The sequence below is a fragment of the Streptomyces sp. NPDC002206 genome, from assembly GCF_053593595.1.
The window spans coordinates 241,892-259,457 of record NZ_JBSFCW010000003.1; the positions used below are offsets into that span (position 1 = coordinate 241,892).

General features: G+C 68.3%; 19 protein-coding genes and 1 pseudogene. 2 read left to right on the forward strand and 18 right to left on the reverse strand.

Annotated features, from left to right (window positions below; genetic code table 11):
• Positions 1-14 precede the first annotated feature (14 nt).
• The 11 genes from ACWCP8_RS09250 to ACWCP8_RS09300 all read right to left on the reverse strand — a co-directional run bounded on the left by ACWCP8_RS09250 (position 15) and on the right by ACWCP8_RS09300 (position 9,169).
• Positions 15-905, reverse strand: coding sequence for a diacylglycerol kinase (locus tag ACWCP8_RS09250; protein ID WP_352266052.1), 891 nt, complete (start codon positions 903-905; stop codon positions 15-17).
• Between the two features lie 18 nt (positions 906-923).
• On the reverse strand, positions 924-1,874 hold the full coding sequence (gene tatC / locus ACWCP8_RS09255; protein WP_352266051.1) for a twin-arginine translocase subunit TatC: 951 nt from the start codon (positions 1,872-1,874) through the stop codon (positions 924-926).
• Between the two features lie 62 nt (positions 1,875-1,936).
• Positions 1,937-2,227, reverse strand: a complete 291-nt coding sequence (gene tatA, locus ACWCP8_RS09260; protein WP_030918467.1) for a Sec-independent protein translocase subunit TatA — start codon at positions 2,225-2,227, stop codon at positions 1,937-1,939.
• Between the two features lie 242 nt (positions 2,228-2,469).
• A complete protein-coding gene (locus ACWCP8_RS09265; RefSeq protein WP_351079209.1) occupies positions 2,470-2,667 on the reverse strand; it encodes a hypothetical protein in 198 nt (65 codons plus the stop codon).
• A 44-nt stretch (positions 2,668-2,711) separates the two neighbouring features.
• The gene (locus ACWCP8_RS09270; protein ID WP_383919714.1) at positions 2,712-2,981 is read right to left on the reverse strand and encodes a CpXC domain-containing protein; all 270 of its coding nucleotides are present in this window, start codon (positions 2,979-2,981) and stop codon (positions 2,712-2,714) included.
• A gap of 18 nt (positions 2,982-2,999) precedes the next feature.
• A complete protein-coding gene (locus ACWCP8_RS09275; protein ID WP_356003539.1) occupies positions 3,000-3,956 on the reverse strand; it encodes a helix-turn-helix transcriptional regulator in 957 nt (318 codons plus the stop codon).
• A 14-nt stretch (positions 3,957-3,970) separates the two neighbouring features.
• A complete protein-coding gene (locus ACWCP8_RS09280) occupies positions 3,971-4,924 on the reverse strand; it encodes a helix-turn-helix transcriptional regulator (RefSeq protein ID WP_326602665.1) in 954 nt (317 codons plus the stop codon).
• Between the two features lie 138 nt (positions 4,925-5,062).
• Positions 5,063-5,434, reverse strand: coding sequence for an FKBP-type peptidyl-prolyl cis-trans isomerase (locus ACWCP8_RS09285; RefSeq protein ID WP_266987638.1), 372 nt, complete (start codon positions 5,432-5,434; stop codon positions 5,063-5,065).
• A gap of 43 nt (positions 5,435-5,477) precedes the next feature.
• Complete coding sequence (locus ACWCP8_RS09290) at positions 5,478-6,413, reverse strand: FKBP-type peptidyl-prolyl cis-trans isomerase (protein WP_451115099.1); 936 nt, start codon at positions 6,411-6,413, stop codon at positions 5,478-5,480.
• Positions 6,414-6,538: 125 nt separating this feature from the next.
• A complete protein-coding gene (gene pafA / locus ACWCP8_RS09295) occupies positions 6,539-7,900 on the reverse strand; it encodes a Pup--protein ligase (protein ID WP_267006067.1) in 1,362 nt (453 codons plus the stop codon).
• A gap of 9 nt (positions 7,901-7,909) precedes the next feature.
• Positions 7,910-9,169 (reverse strand): MFS transporter, encoded by a 1,260-nt coding sequence (locus ACWCP8_RS09300; protein WP_352266048.1) that lies wholly within the window; start codon positions 9,167-9,169, stop codon positions 7,910-7,912.
• A 139-nt stretch (positions 9,170-9,308) separates the two neighbouring features.
• Here ACWCP8_RS09300 and ACWCP8_RS09305 point away from each other — a divergent pair, with 139 nt between their 5' ends.
• Positions 9,309-10,340: a LacI family DNA-binding transcriptional regulator gene (locus tag ACWCP8_RS09305; protein WP_352266047.1), complete on the forward strand. Its 1,032-nt coding sequence runs from the start codon at positions 9,309-9,311 to the stop codon at positions 10,338-10,340.
• Positions 10,341-10,393: 53 nt separating this feature from the next.
• Here the strand turns inward: ACWCP8_RS09305 and prcA are convergent, their stop codons facing one another.
• The 6 genes and pseudogenes from prcA to arc all read right to left on the reverse strand — a co-directional run bounded on the left by prcA (position 10,394) and on the right by arc (position 16,222).
• Positions 10,394-11,221 carry a proteasome subunit alpha gene (gene prcA, locus ACWCP8_RS09310; protein WP_352266046.1) on the reverse strand — a complete coding sequence of 276 codons (828 nt, stop codon included), beginning with the start codon at positions 11,219-11,221 and terminating at the stop codon, positions 10,394-10,396.
• A gap of 58 nt (positions 11,222-11,279) precedes the next feature.
• Positions 11,280-12,125, reverse strand: a complete 846-nt coding sequence (prcB, locus tag ACWCP8_RS09315; RefSeq protein WP_352266045.1) for a proteasome subunit beta — start codon at positions 12,123-12,125, stop codon at positions 11,280-11,282.
• Positions 12,077-12,268 (reverse strand): annotated as a pseudogene (locus ACWCP8_RS09320) (endonuclease VII domain-containing protein); the annotation flags it as partial. The pseudogene ACWCP8_RS09320 and the gene prcB, both read right to left, overlap by 49 nt.
• Before the next feature lie 100 nt (positions 12,269-12,368).
• Entirely contained in the window at positions 12,369-12,587 is a 219-nt protein-coding gene (locus tag ACWCP8_RS09325) for a ubiquitin-like protein Pup (RefSeq protein WP_016325855.1), read from the reverse strand.
• 120 nt (positions 12,588-12,707) lie between these two features.
• The gene (gene dop, locus ACWCP8_RS09330; protein ID WP_451115100.1) at positions 12,708-14,219 is read right to left on the reverse strand and encodes a depupylase/deamidase Dop; all 1,512 of its coding nucleotides are present in this window, start codon (positions 14,217-14,219) and stop codon (positions 12,708-12,710) included.
• Positions 14,220-14,455: 236 nt separating this feature from the next.
• A complete protein-coding gene (gene arc / locus ACWCP8_RS09335) occupies positions 14,456-16,222 on the reverse strand; it encodes a proteasome ATPase (RefSeq protein WP_030918430.1) in 1,767 nt (588 codons plus the stop codon).
• Between the two features lie 241 nt (positions 16,223-16,463).
• Here arc and ACWCP8_RS09340 point away from each other — a divergent pair, with 241 nt between their 5' ends.
• On the forward strand, positions 16,464-16,775 hold the full coding sequence (locus ACWCP8_RS09340) for a ferredoxin (RefSeq protein ID WP_030968477.1): 312 nt from the start codon (positions 16,464-16,466) through the stop codon (positions 16,773-16,775).
• 39 nt (positions 16,776-16,814) lie between these two features.
• On the opposite strand, the gene ACWCP8_RS09345 is transcribed toward ACWCP8_RS09340, so the two are convergent.
• Positions 16,815-17,396 (reverse strand): hypothetical protein, encoded by a 582-nt coding sequence (locus ACWCP8_RS09345; protein ID WP_451115339.1) that lies wholly within the window; start codon positions 17,394-17,396, stop codon positions 16,815-16,817.
• Positions 17,397-17,566 lie beyond the last annotated feature (170 nt).

The following is a 17,566-nucleotide window of genomic DNA, read 5'->3' on the forward strand; positions in this document are numbered from 1 at the left end:
GCGCGATCTTTATTTCACTGTGCAAGAACCCTGACCGCACCCGGCACGCACGTGGCGGTGAGGGGCAGCACACCGAGCGGTTCGCCGTCCGCGTAGGCGGTGACGGAGGCGGCGGCCAGCTCGATCGACGAGACCCGGTGCACGGTGACCGCGGGGTGGTCGAGGTGCGTGCCCCTGTAGACCCGGGGGAACACCTTGAGCAGCGTCGTACGGCTGCAGTCGCCGACGACGGTCACGTCGAAGAGCCCGTCGTCCATGACGGCGTGCGCACAGATCCGCATGCCCCCGCCGTAGGTGGAGCCGTTGCCGACCGCGATGAGCGTCGCCTCGATCTCCTGGACCGGCCCGCCGTCGAGCCTGATGCGGTACGGGATCGTCCGGAACGCGGCGAGCTCGGCGAGCATCGCGAGGTCGTACTTGAACCGGCCGCCGACCCAGCGCATCCGGTTGCCCCGGTCGTTGACCCGGGAGTCGAAGCCGGAGGCGAGCACGGACCCGAACCACCGGTCGCCGACCCGGCCGAGGTCGATGTCCCTGATCGCCCCGCCCTTGAGCGCCTCGGCAGCGAGCCGGCCCGCGGCGGCCGGGTCCCGTATCGGCAGACCGAGGGCGCGGGCGAAGTCGTTGCCGGTACCGACGGCGATCACACCGAGCGGCGTCATGGTCCCGGCCACGGCCTGGAGGGCGAGGGACATCATGCCGTCCCCGCCCACGGCTATCAGTGCACCGGTCCCGCCGTCGACCGCCTCACGGGCCCGCCGCAGCGCGTCGTCGGCGTCCTCGCCCAGAACCGTACGTACGGAGAATCCGGCGTCCCGCAATGCGGAAGCGGCCGGCTGCGCGGCGTGCGCGCCCCGGCCGCGTCCTGCGGTGGGATTGACGAAAAGGGTGATCTCGCTGGTCACCCGGGGGACCTTACAAGATCAGGTGATGTCGTCGTAACCGTTCACCCGGTCACGGTCCGGCCCCGACTGGGCCGGCAGCGACCTGACGGACGAGACCGGTTCGATCTCACCGACGTCCTCGGGGGTGAGGTCAAGCTCCGACGCCTCGTCATCGGCGGGACCCTCCGCCGCGCGCTGGGCCTTGCGGCGGTCGTTGAGGAGCGAGAGCGCCGTCGCGCAGAAGTACAGGACCCAGATCGGCCCGGCGAGCGCCAGCATGGTCAGCGGGTCGGTACTGGGCGTGGCCAGTGCGGCGAAGACCGTGATGCCCATGATCATGCCGCGCCACCAGCCGAGCATCCGCTTGCCCGTGATGACGCCGCCGAGGTTCAGCATGACGAGCAGCAGGGGCAGCTCGAAGGAGAGCCCGAAGACCACCACCATGCGCGTGATCAGGTCCAGCAGGTCGTCGAGCGGCAGCTGGTTGTCCAGACCGGCCGGCGAGAACTCCAGCAGGACCTTGGCCATCGTGGGCAGCGTCTTGTACGCGAAGAAGCCACCGGCGAGGAAGAGCGGGAAGCCCGCGCCGACGAAGGCCAGCGAGTACTTCTTCTCGTGTCTGTGCAGTCCCGGGGCGATGAACGCCCAGAGCTGGTAGAGCCAGATCGGCGACGAAAGGACGACGCCTGCCATCAGGGAGACCTTGAGCGCGAGGGTGAACGGCGTCAGCAGACCGTTCAGGACGATGCGCGCACAGGTGCCGTCGTCCTTCTTGGCGAGTTCGGCGAAGCTCGAATGGCAACCGACCGCCTTCAGCACCGGGTCGGTGAAGAACTCGATGATCCCCTTGTAGAAGAACGCAGCGACGATCGTGACGACGACAATCGCCAGGAGAGCCTTCGCCAGCCGGTTGCGCAGCTCACGCAGGTGCTCCACCAAGGGCATGCGGCCCTCGGGATCCGTCTCCTGTTTGCGGGCAGGCTTGAGCAACCCACGTCCTCATCTCGTGCAGCAGGCCGTCACCGGTCACGGCGCCTGCGTCGGCCCAGTTGTCAGCGGTTGGTCGAGTCGGTCGGCTCGGCGACCGGTCGCGAACTCGTCACATCGCCGGGCGCGGCCTTGATCGTGCGCGGGGCTGCCTGGTCCTGAGCGGGGTCGTGCGGCGGGTCGGCGGGGGTGGCCGACGGGTTGCCCTCAGACTTCATGGCTTTGGCCTCGCTCTTGAGGATGCGGGCCGACTTGCCGAGCGAGCGAGCCATGTCAGGAAGCTTCTTCGCGCCGAACAGCAGAACAATGACGACGAGGATCAGGATGATCTCGGGAGCGCCGAGCCTTCCGAACATATGCGTGTACCTTCTCACCGAGGCAGCAGGGGTGGGGCTGATCGAACGTCGGACAGACGTCCGATCTTCGTACTGTCAGCGATCGTATCCCGCAGGAGTAAACGCAGGGCAATACCCATGCATCCTTGCGATTACGGCCCATGCCTCGCTCTCAGGGCCGCCAGTGCAGCGTACCCTCCGAACCTGAGAAACTGGAGGCCGCGCCCCTCGCCGATCGACCGGCCCGATCCGAAATAGCTGGCCTACCGCAGGGATTCACCAGTGGCTGCAAGATCGGTGGCGGCCCGTTCGAGATCCTCGGCCGCCCGGTTGATGCGCTGAGTGGTGCGGGTCACCTGGCGCCCCAGGCGCTGCGCCTCGACGAAGACCTTGACGGCCAGCACGCCGAGGACGGCGATGCCGAGGAACCCCAGGGCGATGGCGAGCATGGGCCAGAACATGCGCAGAGCCTCGATATGTCTAGGTGGGCCGGGTATCCGGAGTGCTACAGCCCGGCGTGGAGGCGGAGCGTCCGTACGCCGCCGCCGGTCAGGAGCTCAATGATCCGCTCCCCGGCCGGCTTGCGGACGGCTGCTCCGCACTCGGGACAGGTGAAGGAGTAGAACGTCGTACGGCGGCTGGCGCCGATGGCGAGGCGCAGGGCACCCGCCGCGAGCTCGAAGCGCCCGCGGCAGTCCGGGCAGGCGGCCTTGAACCGTACGGACTCGGGTACCACCACGGTCGGGATACCTGACACCACAGACATATTGCTCATATCTCCTCAAGTATCCGCTCAGGCCGGGCCGTCATAGGCGGCCAGCGCCGCCCGCGCCGCCTGCCGCGCGCTCTGCGCCAGCTCCTGCGGGGCGACGATGCGCCCTTCCCCGCCGAGCCGTAGCGCAAGCCTGCGCAGCGAGGCCGGATCGGGGGTGCGCAACGTGATCCGCAGTCCGCCGTCGGCCAGTTCCTCCGCGCTGTCGTGCGGGTAGTACTCGGCGACCCAGCGGCCACCGGGCCCCACCTCGATCACGACCTCGGGATCCTCGGCCGCCGGCTGCACCAGCCCCTCGGAGAGGTCCCGCAGCTCCAGCTCCGGGGGTGCGGACGGCTCGTCCAGCAGCCGGATCTCGGCGACCCGGTCGAGCCGGAACGTACGCCGGTCCTCGGAGAGCCGGCACCAGGCCTCCATGTACGTGTGCCCCACGGCGAACAGCCGGATCGGGTCCACCTCACGCTCGGTGAGCTCGTCGCGCGCGGGCGAGTAGTACCGCAGCCACAGCCTGCGCCGCTCGGAGATCGCCCGGTCGACATCGGCGAAGACGCCGCCCTCCGCCTCGAAGGTGACCGAGAGCCGGGAGCTCGCCGCCGCCGCCTCCCCGGCCGCCGTCTCCAGCTTGGCGGTGGCCCGCAGCAGAGCCTGCCGATCGCTCTCCCGCAGCCCCGGCAGCGTGGCCACGGCGCGCGCGGCGACCAGAAGAGCCGTCGCCTCGTCGGCCGCGAGCCGGAGCGGCTCGGCCACGTCGTCCGGGTTGTGCCACCAGATCCGGTCACCGTCGGTGTCGATGTCCAGCAGGTCGCCGCCACGGAAGCTCGTCCCGCACATGGGGAGCACGTCGAGGTCCGAGATCAGCTCGTCCTCGGTGATCCCGAACGCACGGGCCACGTCCTGCACATGGGCGCCGGGGCGCTCCCGCAGATACGTCACCAGGGACAGCATCCGGCGTGTCTGGTCGATCGCGTTCGTCGCCATGAATACGGTCCCCCTCAGTCCTTGGCCACGGCGCGCAGCCGGTCCACCACATCGGCCCGCAGATCCGCGGGTTCCCGCACGACGACGTCCGGGCCGAACTCGACGAGCCAGGCGTCCAGACCGTGTCCGTACGGGATCTCCAACTCGTCCCAGCCGTCTCCGAGTTCCCGCACGGATATCGCGCGCGACCGCAGCGGGTAGCCGGAACCCGACCGCAGCCTGATCAGCGCGGTCCGGGTCGCCGTCTCCCCCGCCCAGCTCTCCACGGTCTCCCGGACGGTCACCACGTCGGGCACCTCGGCGGTGAAGGCCCCGGCCCGCGAGCGGACCCGGCCGGTGATCCGCGACAGCCGGAACACCCGCTCGGCGCCACGGTCCCGGTCCCAGCCCGCCAGATACCAGTGCCCGCGCCAGCACTCCAGCGTCCAGGGCTCGACCTGGCGCTGCTCGGGCCGGGCGGCGTTGGCCTTGCGGTAGTCGAAGGTGACCGGACGGCGGTCGCGGCACGCCAGCATCAGCGGCTCGAACGCGGTCTCATGCACCGGAATGCGGGGCTCGAGCGCGCTGTGCACCTCGTACGCGTCCTCGGCCTCCGGCATCCCCGCGGCCCGCAGCTTCTGCAGCGCACCACTGGCCGCACCCGCGAGCCGGGCCTGCTGCCAGACCTTCGCGGCCAGACCGAGCGCCGCGGCCTCCTCGGCGTCCAGCGTGATCGGCGGCAGCCGGTTGCTGTCCCGGCGGGCCAGATAGCCGGTGTCGCCGTCCAGGTTCTCCACGGTCTCGATGACCAGACCGAGCTCGCGCAGATCGTCCTTGTCGCGCTCGAACATCCGGTTGAAGGCGTCGTCGGAGCCCGCTTCCAGGTACGCCTCGATGGACCCGCGCAGCTCACGCTTGCTGAGCGGGCGCCGGGTCCCCAGCAGGCACAGCGCCAGGTTCATCAGCCGCTCGGCCTTGGCAATGGCCATCGACGCCCCTTTTCTACTTGCTCTACGACGATCGACCGTACCGCTCCCGGGTGTCCGGACAAAAGCGAGGGCCCACGCCGTACGGAACGAGGGCCCGTGCAGTCCAGCACGGGCCCTCGTGATGCGTCCGGGGACGGATCAGACGGCGACCAGGTCGCAGACGAAGATCAGCGTCTCGCCCGGGGCGATACGGCCGCCTGCGCCGCGGTCACCGTAGGCGAGGTGCGCGGGGATGGTCAGCTGGCGACGGCCGCCGACCTTCATGCCCTGCACGCCCTGGTCCCAGCCGGAGATGACCTGACCGACACCGAGCTGGAACTGCAGCGGGGTGCCGCGGTTCCAGGAAGCGTCGAACTCCTCGCCGGTGGAGAAGGCCACGCCCACGTAGTGGACCTTGACCATGTCGCCGGCCTTGGCGACCGCGCCGTCACCCTCCCAGATGTCCTTGATCTCCAGGTCGGCCGGCGGCTCGCCACCCGGGAAGTCGATCTCGGGCTTCTCGATGCTCACTGAACTGCTCCTCCAAATGATGAACTGGACAACCGGGACAGTCTTACATCTTTGCCAGCAGGTCCACGGCGAACACCAGGGTGGACTTGGCGGGGATGGACTGCTGCGCCTTGTCGCCGAACGCCTGGTCCGGCGGGATGACCAGCAGGACACGGCTGCCGATCTTCTTGCCGATCAGACCGTTCTTCAGGCCCTTGAGGGTGACCTGGGCCAGCGGGAAGGTCTGGGTCTTGCCCTGGGCGTAGGTGCTGTCGAACGTCTTTCCGTCCTTCCACAGCAGGCCCACGTAGTTCACGACGACGCTGTCGGTCTCCTTGATGACCTCCCCGTTGGACTCCAGGATGTAGTTGGAGACCAGCTTCTTCGGCGGGTCGGTCTTCTCCGGGATCTTGACGGACGGCGCCTTGCCGTCGGTGTTGGTGCCCACCTTCGGCAGGTCCACGTTGTCCTGGGCGACCGCGGTGCCCTTGGCGGACGTCGGGATCTGCGTCGCCTTCAGGATGTCCACGACGAAGACGAGGGTGGCGTTCGGCTTGATGTCGCCCTGGCCCTGCGCGCCGTAACCGAGGTCCGGCGGAATGACCAGCTGGACACGGCTGCCGACCTTCTGGCCGAGGAGGCCCTGGTCCCAGCCCTTGATGACCATGCCCGCACCGAGCGTCAGATCGAAGGGCTGCTTGCGGTCGAAACTGTTGTCGAACGGCTTGGTGGAGTCCCACGCCTGTCCGAGGTAGTTGACCTGGATCGCGTCGCCGTTCTTGAGCTTCGCGCCATCGCCCTCACTGATGACCTGCGTCTTCAGCTCCTTGGGCGGATCGCCCTGTCCCTTGGACAAGGTGGGCTTCTCGCCGAACTTCGCACCCGCGGTGATCGCGGGGAATCCGTTCTTCGAGGCGGAGTCGGAGCCCTTGCCGTCGCCACCGCACGCCGCCGTCAACAGCAGCAGGGGGACAACGAGAAGGGCGGCAAGTCGGCGCACTGGTTCCTCAGATCTCAGACGACACAGATGGTTGAGTCCCCGACACTCTAGGGCGTGCACAGGGCCCCGTACGAGGACGTACGGGGCCCGAGTCGCACAAGTGCCGAGGCGCGTCCTGCGCCGGCTCACATACCCGCGATCAGCTTCTCCACTCGGTCGTCCACCGAACGGAACGGATCCTTGCACAACACCGTGCGCTGCGCCTGGTCGTTGAGCTTGAGATGGACCCAGTCGACGGTGAAGTCCCGCCGCTGCTCCTGCGCCCTTCGGATGAAGTCGCCGCGCAGCCGCGCCCGGGTGGTCTGCGGGGGCACCGACTTGCCCTCGAAGATCTTCAGGTCGTTGCAGATACGGGCGGCCTGCCCCTTCCGCTCCAGCAGGTAGTACAGCCCGCGCCGACGGTGGATGTCGTGGTACGCGAGATCTATCTGGGCGACCCGCGGATGCGACATGGTCATGTTGTGCTTGGCCCGGTACCGCTCGATGAGCCTGTACTTCATCACCCAGTCGATCTCGGTGTCGATCCGGTCGAGGTCCTCGGCCTCGATCGCGTCGAGCGTGCGGCCCCACAGCTCCAGGACCTGGGCGACGGTGCCGGTACGGATGCCGCGGCGATCGACGAAGTCCGCGGCCTTCTCGTAGTACTCGCGCTGCACCTCGATGGCCGACGCCTCGCGGCCGCTGGCGAGGCGGACCTTGCGCTGACCCGTGATGTCGTGACTGACCTCGCGGATCGCCCGGATCGGGTTCTCCAGTGTCAGATCGCGCATCACCGTGCCCGCTTCGATCATCCGGAGCACCAGGTCCGTCGCGCCGACCTTGAGCAGCATCGTCGTCTCGGACATGTTCGAGTCGCCGACGATGACATGGAGGCGGCGGTACCGCTCCGCGTCGGCGTGCGGTTCGTCGCGCGTGTTGATGATCGGACGGGAGCGCGTCGTCGCGGAACTGACGCCCTCCCAGATGTGCTCGGCACGCTGGCTGACGCAGTAGACCGCGCCGCGCGGGGTCTGCAGCACCTTGCCCGCTCCGCAGAGCAGCTGCCTCGTGACGAGGAAGGGAATGAGGATGTCCGCGAGCCGGGAGAATTCTCCGTGTCGCGCCACGAGGTAGTTCTCGTGACACCCGTAGGAGTTTCCCGCCGAATCGGTGTTGTTCTTGAAGAGATAGACGTCGCCCGCGATTCCCTCCTCGTGCAGGCGGCGTTCGGCGTCGACGAGCAGGCCTTCGAGAATGCGCTCGCCTGCCTTGTCGTGGGTGACCAGCTCGGTCAGATTGTCGCATTCGGGGGTTGCATATTCCGGATGCGATCCCACGTCGAGATAGAGGCGGGCGCCGTTCCGCAGAAAGACATTGCTGCTGCGGCCCCATGACACAACACGGCGGAAGAGGTAGCGCGCCACTTCGTCAGGAGACAGTCGGCGCTGTCCCCTGAACGTGCACGTGACGCCGTACTCGTTCTCCAGCCCGAAAATGCGGCGGTCCATGACTGAACATTACGCCTTATGGCCCGAGCTGAAACCGGGTTCGACAGCACCGTTTCGATCATTTTCCGATACCCGCACAGCAACCGGCGTACGCCCGGGAACTGCGAGGACCCTTCCCGTGGCCAGCAGAACCAGCAGCGCAACCACCCCACCGGCCCCCGCGACGGCGAAGCCCTGCGCCGTCCCGCCCAGCTCTACGGCCGGGCCTGCCAAGGCCGTTCCCGCCGCCGCGCCGACCCCGAACGTCGTCACGAGCCAGGAGAACGCCTCCGTCACCGTGCCCCGCGGAGCATGCCGGTCCACCACGATGAACGAGCACGCGATCGCGGGCGCCAGGAACACCCCGGCGAGCGCGGCCAGTACAGTCATCGCCACCACCCCGGGCGTGAGCATCAGCGGCAGATAGCCGAGTGCCAGCAGCGCGACGATGACCCGCAGCCGGCGCTCCGGCGCCCCGGCCCACTGCCACGCCCCGTACGCCACGCCGCCGATCAGCGCGCCCAGTCCGAGCGCGGCCATCAGCCAGCCGTACACCGACTCCCGGCCGTGGTCGTCGGCGTACGCGACACCCGCCACCGTGATCGACCCCAGGGCGAGCCCGACGAAGAAGAAGGAACCGAGCAGCGCCAGCAGGCCCGGCGAGCGCAGAGCGCCCAGCCAGTGCGCCTCACGGGGTGCCGAACGCCAGGTGCGGGAGGGCTCCGAGACCACCACGGAGAGCGCCCCGAGCACCCCGATCACGTTGATGACGAGCAGCGCGGCGGCGGGCGACCAGAGCGAGACCAGCACCGTCACCAGCAGCGGCCCCACCGTGAACATGACCTCCTGGGCCACCGCGTCCATGGCGTACGCGCGGTGCACCCGGTCCTCGCGCCCCAGGACCGTCGGCCACAGGGCCCGCAGGCCGCCCTCCAGCGGCGGTGTGCAGACGCCGGCCACCATCACGGCCGCGTAGGCCAGCGGCAGCGATCCGAGGCCTGCCAGGGCGAGCAGGGCCATGCCCAGCGCGGACAGTACGGACGCGGGGAGCTGGACGCGAGGCTGACCGTACAGGTCCACGGCCCGGCCCAGCAGCGGCTGCCCGACCGCCGTGGAGAGGCCGTACACCGCCGCGAGCGCCCCCGCGAGGGTGTAGCTGCCGCCCTCGGCGCGGGTGAACAGGACGATCGCGATGTGCGCGGTGCCACTGGGCAGCCGGCCCACCAGTGTGCCGACCAGCAGCCGGGTGGCATGCCGCGCCCGGAGGATGTCCAGATATCCCGCGGCCATGTCTCGCCCCCATCTCTCTCGGACGTTCTTCCGACGCCCGACGTTTTACGTATAACGTCGAGGTTCATACGTACCATGTGCCCAGTCCACAGGTCCACCTCACCGCACGCATCAGTACCGCACCCGTCCGGAGGTCCCAGTGACCAGCGCATCACAGCCCGCCCCGGCCCGGCCCACCAGCCGCGACGTCGCGCGGGCCGCAGGCGTCTCGCAGGCCACCGTCTCCCTCGTGCTGGGCGACAAATGGCGTGGCAGGGTCTCCGAGGCCACCGCCGAGCGTGTCCGCAGCGCCACCCAGGACCTCGGCTACCGGCCGAATCTCGCCGCCCGCAGCCTCCGCCTCGGCCGCACCAGGACGGCGCTGCTGGTCGTCCCCGCCCTCACGAACGAGTTCTTCGCCCGCGTCTACACCGGCGCCGCCGCGGTCGCAGCCGAGCACGGCTTCGGGGTCGTCCTGTACCCCTCCCCCGACGGCACGGGGCCGGCCCGGGACCCCTTCGCCTCCGCCCGCGCCGCACTCGACGGAGTCATCGCCTCCTCGATGGCCGCCGACGCACTCGGCGCCCTGCACGGCGCCGACCTGCCCCTGGTCATGCTGGACAGCGACCCCGCGGACACGGGCGTGGCGGCCCGCGTCAACCTCGACATCGCCGACGGCATGCGGCAGGTGACGGACCATCTGCTCGACCTCGGCCACCGCCGATTCATCCACCTCGCGTCGGCCATCGACTCCTGGACCTTCGCCGTCCGGGCCCGGGCCGTCCACGACGCCGTACAGGGGGTGCCGGGCGCCGTCGTACGGACCGTGCCGGCAGCGCTCGACGTGCGGGCCGGCCGGGAGGCCGCGGAGCACGCGCTGGCCGCCCCCGGCGCCCGGCCGACCGCGATCATCTGCGACGACGACATCCTCGCCGCAGGCGCCTGCAAGGCGGCCCGCCGGCTCGGGCTCCGGGTCCCCGACGACATCTCCGTCACCGGCTTCGACGATCTGGCCCTGGCGACCGCGGTCGAACCCGAACTCACCACCGTGCGACTCCCCGCGGAACAGGTCGGCGAGCGCGGCATGACCGCCCTGCTGGCCGTCCTGGACGGCCGCCCGGCCGAACCCGGGAGCCTGCCCGTGCACCTGGTCGTGCGCGGTTCCTCCGCGCCCCCGCCGCCCCGGTCATGACTGTGCCCCGGCCCACCGGGAACGGCGGACCGGGGCACAGGCACAGCGCTGGACTACTTCTCCGAGGACTCCACGTCGCCACCGGAGTCGCTGGACTTGGTGACATCCGTCGTGCTCGCGGAAGACTCGGAATCCTCACCGTCCTCGATGTCGGAAGGGGCATCCGTCGGTGCGGAGCCACCGTCCGCCTCCAGCAGCCGCGCCAGCTGCCGCCCGACGATCCGCTTGAACTTCCGCTGCTGAGGCCTCGTACGGTCCAGGACCGCCACCTCGAGACGCTCGGCGGGGATCTCCCGCTCACTCCCGTTGGGATCACGGGACAGCGCCTGCACGGCCAGCTTGAGCGCCTCGGCCAGCGTCATCCCGTCACGGTGGCGCTGATCCAGGAACGTACTGATCTGCTCCGCGTTGCCGCCGACCGCGACGGAGCCGTGCTCGTCCACGATCGAGCCGTCGTGCGGCAGCCGGTAGATCTGGTCGCCCTCGGGCCTGGCGCCCACTTCGGCGACCACCAGCTCCACCTCGTACGGCTTCTCGGCCGCGCTGGAGAAAATGGTGCCCAGCGTCTGCGCATAGACGTTGGCCAGTCCGCGGGCCGTCACATCGTCACGGTCGTACGTGTATCCGCGCAGATCGGCGTACCGGACACCGCCGATGCGCAGATTCTCGTACTCGTTGTACTTACCGGCAGCGGCGAAACCGATCCGGTCATAGATCTCGCTGAACTTGTGCAGCGCACGGGACGGGTTCTCGCCGACGAACACAATGCCGTCGGCGTACTGCAGCACAACCAGGCTGCGACCACGGGCGATGCCCTTCCGGGCGTATTCCGCCCGGTCGGCCATGGCCTGCTGAGGTGAGACATAGAACGGCGTCGACACCGGCTATCCGTCCCTTTCTGTCAGTGACGAGTCCATCGAAGAGGCCCTGGAACCGGGATCAGAGCAGCGCGGCGCGCGGGCCGTCGGGCTGTTCCATCCGGCGCTCCAGGATCGCCCGGGCGATCTCGGAGGATTCCGCCTCGGTGAGCTTCCTGAAGCCCTCGTCGGTGATGACGGTGACGATCGGATAGATCCGCCGGGCCACGTCCGGACCGCCGGTCGCCGAGTCGTCGTCCGCGGCGTCGTACAGCGCCTGTACGACCAGGGTGAGCGTCTGCTGCTCCGTCAGGTCCTCGCGGTAGAGCTTCTTCATCGACCCACGGGCGAAGATCGACCCGGAGCCGGTGGCCGCGTAGCCGAGCTCCTCGGACCGCCCCCCGGTGACGTCGTACGAGAAGATCCGGCCCTTCTCGCGGTCGACGTCGAAGCCGGCGAAGAGCGGGACCACGGCGAGGCCCTGCATGGCCATGGCCAGATTGCTGCGGATCATCGTGGAGAGCCGGTTCGCCTTGCCCTCCAGGGAGAGCTGGGCGCCCTCGACCTTCTCGAAGTGCTCCAGCTCCAGCTGGAAGAGCTTGACCATCTCCACCGCGAGACCGGCCGTGCCGGCGATGCCCACCGCCGAGTACTCGTCGGCCGGGAAGACCTTCTCGATGTCGCGCTGCGCGATCATGTTGCCCATGGTCGCCCGCCGGTCACCGGCGAGCACCACGCCGCCCGGGAACGTCGCGGCGACGATGGTCGTCCCGTGCGGCGCCTCGATGGCCCCCTGCATGGGCGGCAGATGCCGGTTGCCCGGGAGCATCTCGGGCGACTGGTCGGACAGGAAGTCCATGAACGAAGAGGATCCCGGCGTCAGGAAGGCAGCTGGTAGACGCCCGGTGCTACGAGTGTTGGCTTCCACGCGTTTCCCTCCAGGTAAGCGATGGCCCTGCGGAAGGTGTCAGGATCATCTCCCAACGTGCCGATGGCCGAATTGCAGTTGAAGCACAGTACGCCACGGACCCTACCCGTCTCGTGGCGGTGATCCACATGGACTGCGGGGGAAGCTCGCGGAGTCCGAAGTGCCGGTTGCGGCCGCGCGGTACGGGCTCCTTTCGCCCGTACCGCGCGCACCACCCCACTCCCCCTTGTTCACATGAGTGAACTACTGTCCACCCTTCTGAACGAACGAACGGACGAAGTCCTCGGCGTTCTCCTCCAAGACGTCGTCGATTTCGTCCAGAACCGAGTCGACATCGTCGCTCAGCTTCTCCTGCCGCTCCTTGAGGTCCTCCGAAGCCTGCGCGTCCTGCGCCTGCTCCTCGACCTCCTCGGTGGAGCGTGTCGCCTTCTGCTGTCCGCCGCCGGTGTCCTTGGTCGCCATGTAGCTCACCCCGCTCGGTTCGAAGCACTTGATCAGACCCTACCTACGGGGTCCGACATTGGCCCGGTACTTGTCTCAACGCACGGGGGCCATCTCGATGATTCCCTGATCGCGGCCATTTCAGCCGCCGGACAGCACCCGGACCAGCTCTTCCGCCGTGCGACAGCGGTCCAGGAGCTCCTTGACGTGGTTACGGGTCCCGCGGAGGGGTTCCAGGGTGGGCACCCGCTGCAGCGAGTCATGACCCGGCAGATCGAAGATGACCGAGTCCCAGGAGGCGGCGGCGACGTCGTCCGCGTACTGTTCCAGGCAGCGCCCACGGAAGTAGGCCCTGGTGTCCTCCGGGGGCTTTGTACGGGCCTGCTCGACCTCGTTCTCATCCAGCAGACGCTTCATCTTGCCGCGGGCCGCCAGGCGGTTGTAGAGGCCCTTCTCGGCCCTCACGTCGGCGTACTGGAGGTCCACCAGGTGCAGCCGGGGCGCGTCCCAGTCCAGGCTGTCGCGCCGGCGGTAGCCCTCCATGAGCTCCCGCTTGGCGATCCAGTCGAGCTCCCCGGAGAGGCTCATCGGATCGTTCTCCAGCCGGTTGAGGGTGTCCTCCCAGCGGATCAGGACGTCCTTGGTCTGCTCGTCGGCGTCCACCCCGTACCGCTCCTCGACGTACTTGCGGCCGAGCTCGAAGTACTCCATCTGGAGCTGCACCGCGGTGAGCGTCCGACCGCTACGGAGCGTGATCAGATGTTGCAGCGAGGGGTCGTGGGAGACGTGGTGCAGGGTGCGCACCGGCTGGTCGACGGCGAGGTCGACATTGATGAAGCCGTCCTCGATCATGGACAGGACGAGCGCCGTGGTGCCGAGCTTGAGGTAGGTGGAGATCTCCGACAGGTTCGCGTCGCCGATGATCACATGGAGGCGGCGGTACTTCTCGGCGTCGGAGTGGGGCTCGTCGCGGGTGTTGATGATGGGGCGCTTGAGCGTGGTCTCCAGGCCGACCTCGACCTCGAAGTAGTCCGCCCGCTGGCTGATCTGGAAGCCGTGCTCGTGGCCGTCCTGGCCGATGCCGACGCGGCCGGCGCCGGTGACGACCTGACGGGAGACGAAGAACGGGGTCAGGTGGCGCACGATGTCGGAGAACGGGGTCTCCCGCTTCATCAGATAGTTCTCGTGCGTGCCGTACGAGGCGCCCTTGTTGTCGGTGTTGTTCTTGTAGAGGTGGATCGGCTGGGCGCCGGGCAGCTGAGCCGCGCGTTCGGCGGCTTCCGCCATGATGCGTTCGCCGGCCTTGTCCCAGAGGACGGCGTCCCGCGGGTTGGTGATCTCCGGCGAGCTGTACTCGGGGTGCGCATGGTCGACGTAGAGCCGCGCTCCGTTGGTGAGGATGACGTTGGCGAGGCCGATGTCCTCGTCGGTCAGCTGACTGGAGTCGGCGGTCTCGCGGGCGAGGTCGAAGCCTCGCGCGTCTCGCAGCGGGTTCTCCTCCTCGAAGTCCCAGCGGGCGCGTCGCGCCCGGTGCATCGCCGCCGCGTAGGCGTTGACGATCTGGGACGAGGTGAGCATGGCATTGGCGTTGGGATGGCCGGGCACGGAGATGCCGTACTCCGTCTCGATGCCCATTACTCGCCGTACGGTCATGCGGCCCTCCTTGCCCGGCGGCGTTCCCTTCCGGGATCGGCGCTCAAGTACCGCTGCTTGTCCGGTGCGTGTGCGGTGCCCGTCCCCGCACTGCGCGACTGGGCGGTACGGAAGAGCCTAGAGCGCCTCTGCGCTGGTGGGGAGATCAATTACGTCATTGCTCCGGTGTCGTGGGAGCTGTCCGGAAAGCAACCGGCTGCGGATGCCCGGCCGGGCATCCGCAGCCGGTCTGCGTTCTACAGGTACTGCCCGGTGTTTGCCACTGTGTCGATGGAGCGACCCGTGTCTGCGCCCTGCTTTCCGGTGACGAGCGTACGGATGAACACGATCCGTTCGCCCTTCTTTCCGGAGATCCTGGCCCAGTCGTCGGGGTTGGTGGTGTTGGGAAGGTCCTCGTTCTCCTTGAACTCGTCCACGCATGCCTGGAGGAGGTGGGAGACGCGAAGGCCCTTCTGGCCCTGGTCGAGGAAGGCCTTGATGGCCATCTTCTTGGCCCGGTCGACGATGTTCTGGATCATCGCGCCGGAGTTGAAGTCCTTGAAGTACAGGACTTCCTTGTCGCCGTTGGCGTACGTGACCTCGAGGAAGCGGTTCTCCTCGGACTCGGTGTACATCCGCTCGACGACGGACTGGATCATGGCGTGCGCCGCGGCTTCCTTGGAGCCGGTGTGCTCGGCGAGGTCGTCCGCGTGCAGGGGCAGGGAAGGCGTGAGGTACTTCGCGAAGATGTCCTTCGCAGCCTCCGCGTCCGGACGCTCGATCTTGATCTTCACATCGAGGCGGCCGGGGCGCAGGATGGCCGGGTCGATCATGTCCTCGCGGTTGGAGGCGCCGATCACGATGACGTTCTCCAACCCCTCCACGCCGTCGATCTCGGCGAGCAGCTGCGGGACGATGGTGTTCTCCACGTCCGAGCTGACGCCGGATCCGCGGGTGCGGAAGAGCGATTCCATCTCGTCGAAGAAGACGATGACGGGGGTGCCCTCGCTCGCCTTCTCACGGGCCCGCTGGAAGACGAGGCGGATGTGCCGCTCGGTCTCACCGACGTACTTGTTGAGGAGCTCAGGACCCTTGATGTTGAGGAAGTAGCTCTTACCGGCGGGCTGTCCGGTCACCTCGGCGACCTTCTTGGCCAGGGAGTTGGCGACGGCCTTGGCAATGAGAGTCTTGCCGCAGCCGGGCGGCCCGTAGAGCAGGATGCCCTTCGGCGGCCGCAGTTCGTGCTCCTTGAAGAGGTCGGGGTGGAGGTAGGGGAGCTCGACCGCGTCCCGGATCAGCTCGATCTGGTCGCCCAGGCCGCCGATCTTGTCGTAGTCGATGTCCGGAACCTCTTCGAGGACGAGCTCCTCGACCTCGCTCTTCGGCACCACTTCGTAGACGTAGCCGGACCTGGGTTCGAGCAGCAGCGCGTCGCCGGGCCGGATGTTGATGTCGAGAAGCGGTTCGGCGAGCCGTACCACCCGCTCCTCATCGGTGTGCCCGAGAACCAGAGCCCGCTCGCCGTCCTCAAGGATCTCCTTGAGGGTGACGATGTCCCCTGCCCGCTCGAATTCCATGGCCTCGACCACGTTGAGCGCTTCGTTGAGCATGACTTCCTGGCCACGCCGGAGGTCGTCGAGCTCGACGCTGGGGCTGACGTTCACCCGGAGCTTGCGGCCCCCGGTGAAGATGTCGCAGGTACCGTCCTCGTTGCCCTGCAGGAAGACTCCGAAGCCGGCCGGTGGCTGTGCGAGCCGGTCGACCTCCTCCTTGAGGGCGACGATCTGGTCGCGGGCCTCGCGCAGGGTATTTGCGAGCCGCTCGTTCTGTGCTGAGACGCCTGCGAGGTTGGTCTGCAACTCGACGATCCGCTCTTCGAGAATCCTCGTATGGCGCGGAGAGTCGGCGAGCTTACGTCGCAGGACGGCGATTTCCTGCTCGAGATAGGCGACCTGGCCGGCTGGGTCTTCAGACCCCCGCCCGGGCCGGATGCCGCGGTTGATGTCGTCGTCGTGGGCTGCCACGGTCCTCACCTCCTCCAAGGGGAGCTGGACGCTTCCTGACCCTACCTGGGTGGGTGGTGATTGAAACCCCTAGATCACAAAGACTCCGGGACGTGTCCGATCTTCACCCTTGCGCTCTCCCTCACGCCAGGGGAATACCCACCCTTCAACATCGGAAAGCGGCCGGTTGTATCGTCGAACCGTTCAACACCCGTCAGGGCTGGCCATTTTTGGTTCGGATACGCAGGAAACGGCAGGAGAAATGACTGTGCAGCAGGACGCCCCGACCGGCAGCGACACGCAGGATCTGGAGGTCTGGATCGACCAGGACCTCTGCACCGGGGACGGCATCTGCGTGCAGTACGCACCCGAGGTGTTCGAGCTGGACATCGATGGTCTGGCGTATGTGAAGAGCAGCGAGGACGAGCTGCTGCAGGACAAGGGGGCGACGACGCCCGTTCCGCTGCCGCTGCTTCAGGACGTGGTCGATTCGGCCAAGGAGTGCCCCGGCGACTGCATTCATGTACGGCGCGTTTCGGACAGGGTCGAGGTCTACGGCCCCGAGGCTGCCTGAACCGGCCGACCCGGCCGGTCCGCTACGCGCAGTGACCGGTCAGGCGCTGGCCGTCTCGCTCTGCGCGGCACGGACGAAGGCGCCGTTCCGCCACTGCCAGGTCACCTTTTCCTTCTGGTCGGGGCAGCAACGCGGGACGTTGACCGAGGAGTAGCCGAAAAGCGTGGCGGAGATGATCCCGTCACGCACGGTGAGGTCGTCGACGCTCACCTTCTGCGCGGGATCCACCAGGGTCGCAACGATCCGGGGTGCGGCCCCGCTTCCCTGTGTGAGGACGTAGACGCCGCTCGGCGGTGTACCGGATCCAGCCGCGCAGTGGACCACCGCGACGGTCTCCGGGCGGCCGTCGCCGTCGAGGTCGCCGGGGACCTGATCGGCAACGGTGCTGTCCGCCGTCCCGCACTGCAGCGGGAAGGTCGCACGGGCCGGATCGGGGGCTGCGACGGGTGCCGTGCCGTGCTGCGCCGTCGTGCGGTGGGACGTCGAGGCCGAGGCGGTCGCGTCGTCGGGCTGGAGCATGCCTGCCCCGGCGATGACGGCGGCCATGGCGGTCGCGGTGGCGAGCCAGTGCATCGGCGTCGTGTCGGTGTGCGCGAGGTCCGGGAGCTCGGAGGTCTGCACGCGGGATGTCTCCTGTGGTTCCTGTGGTTCGGCGATGCCCGTGGACGACGCGGGACCGGTGGCGCGTACGCCGTAGGTGGGGGTGGCCAGCATCGTGCCATACCTCACACGGCAGTGGAACGGTGGGGTCGGTACGGATCCCGATTCCCGGCGGGCGGTCCCGTGCCGGC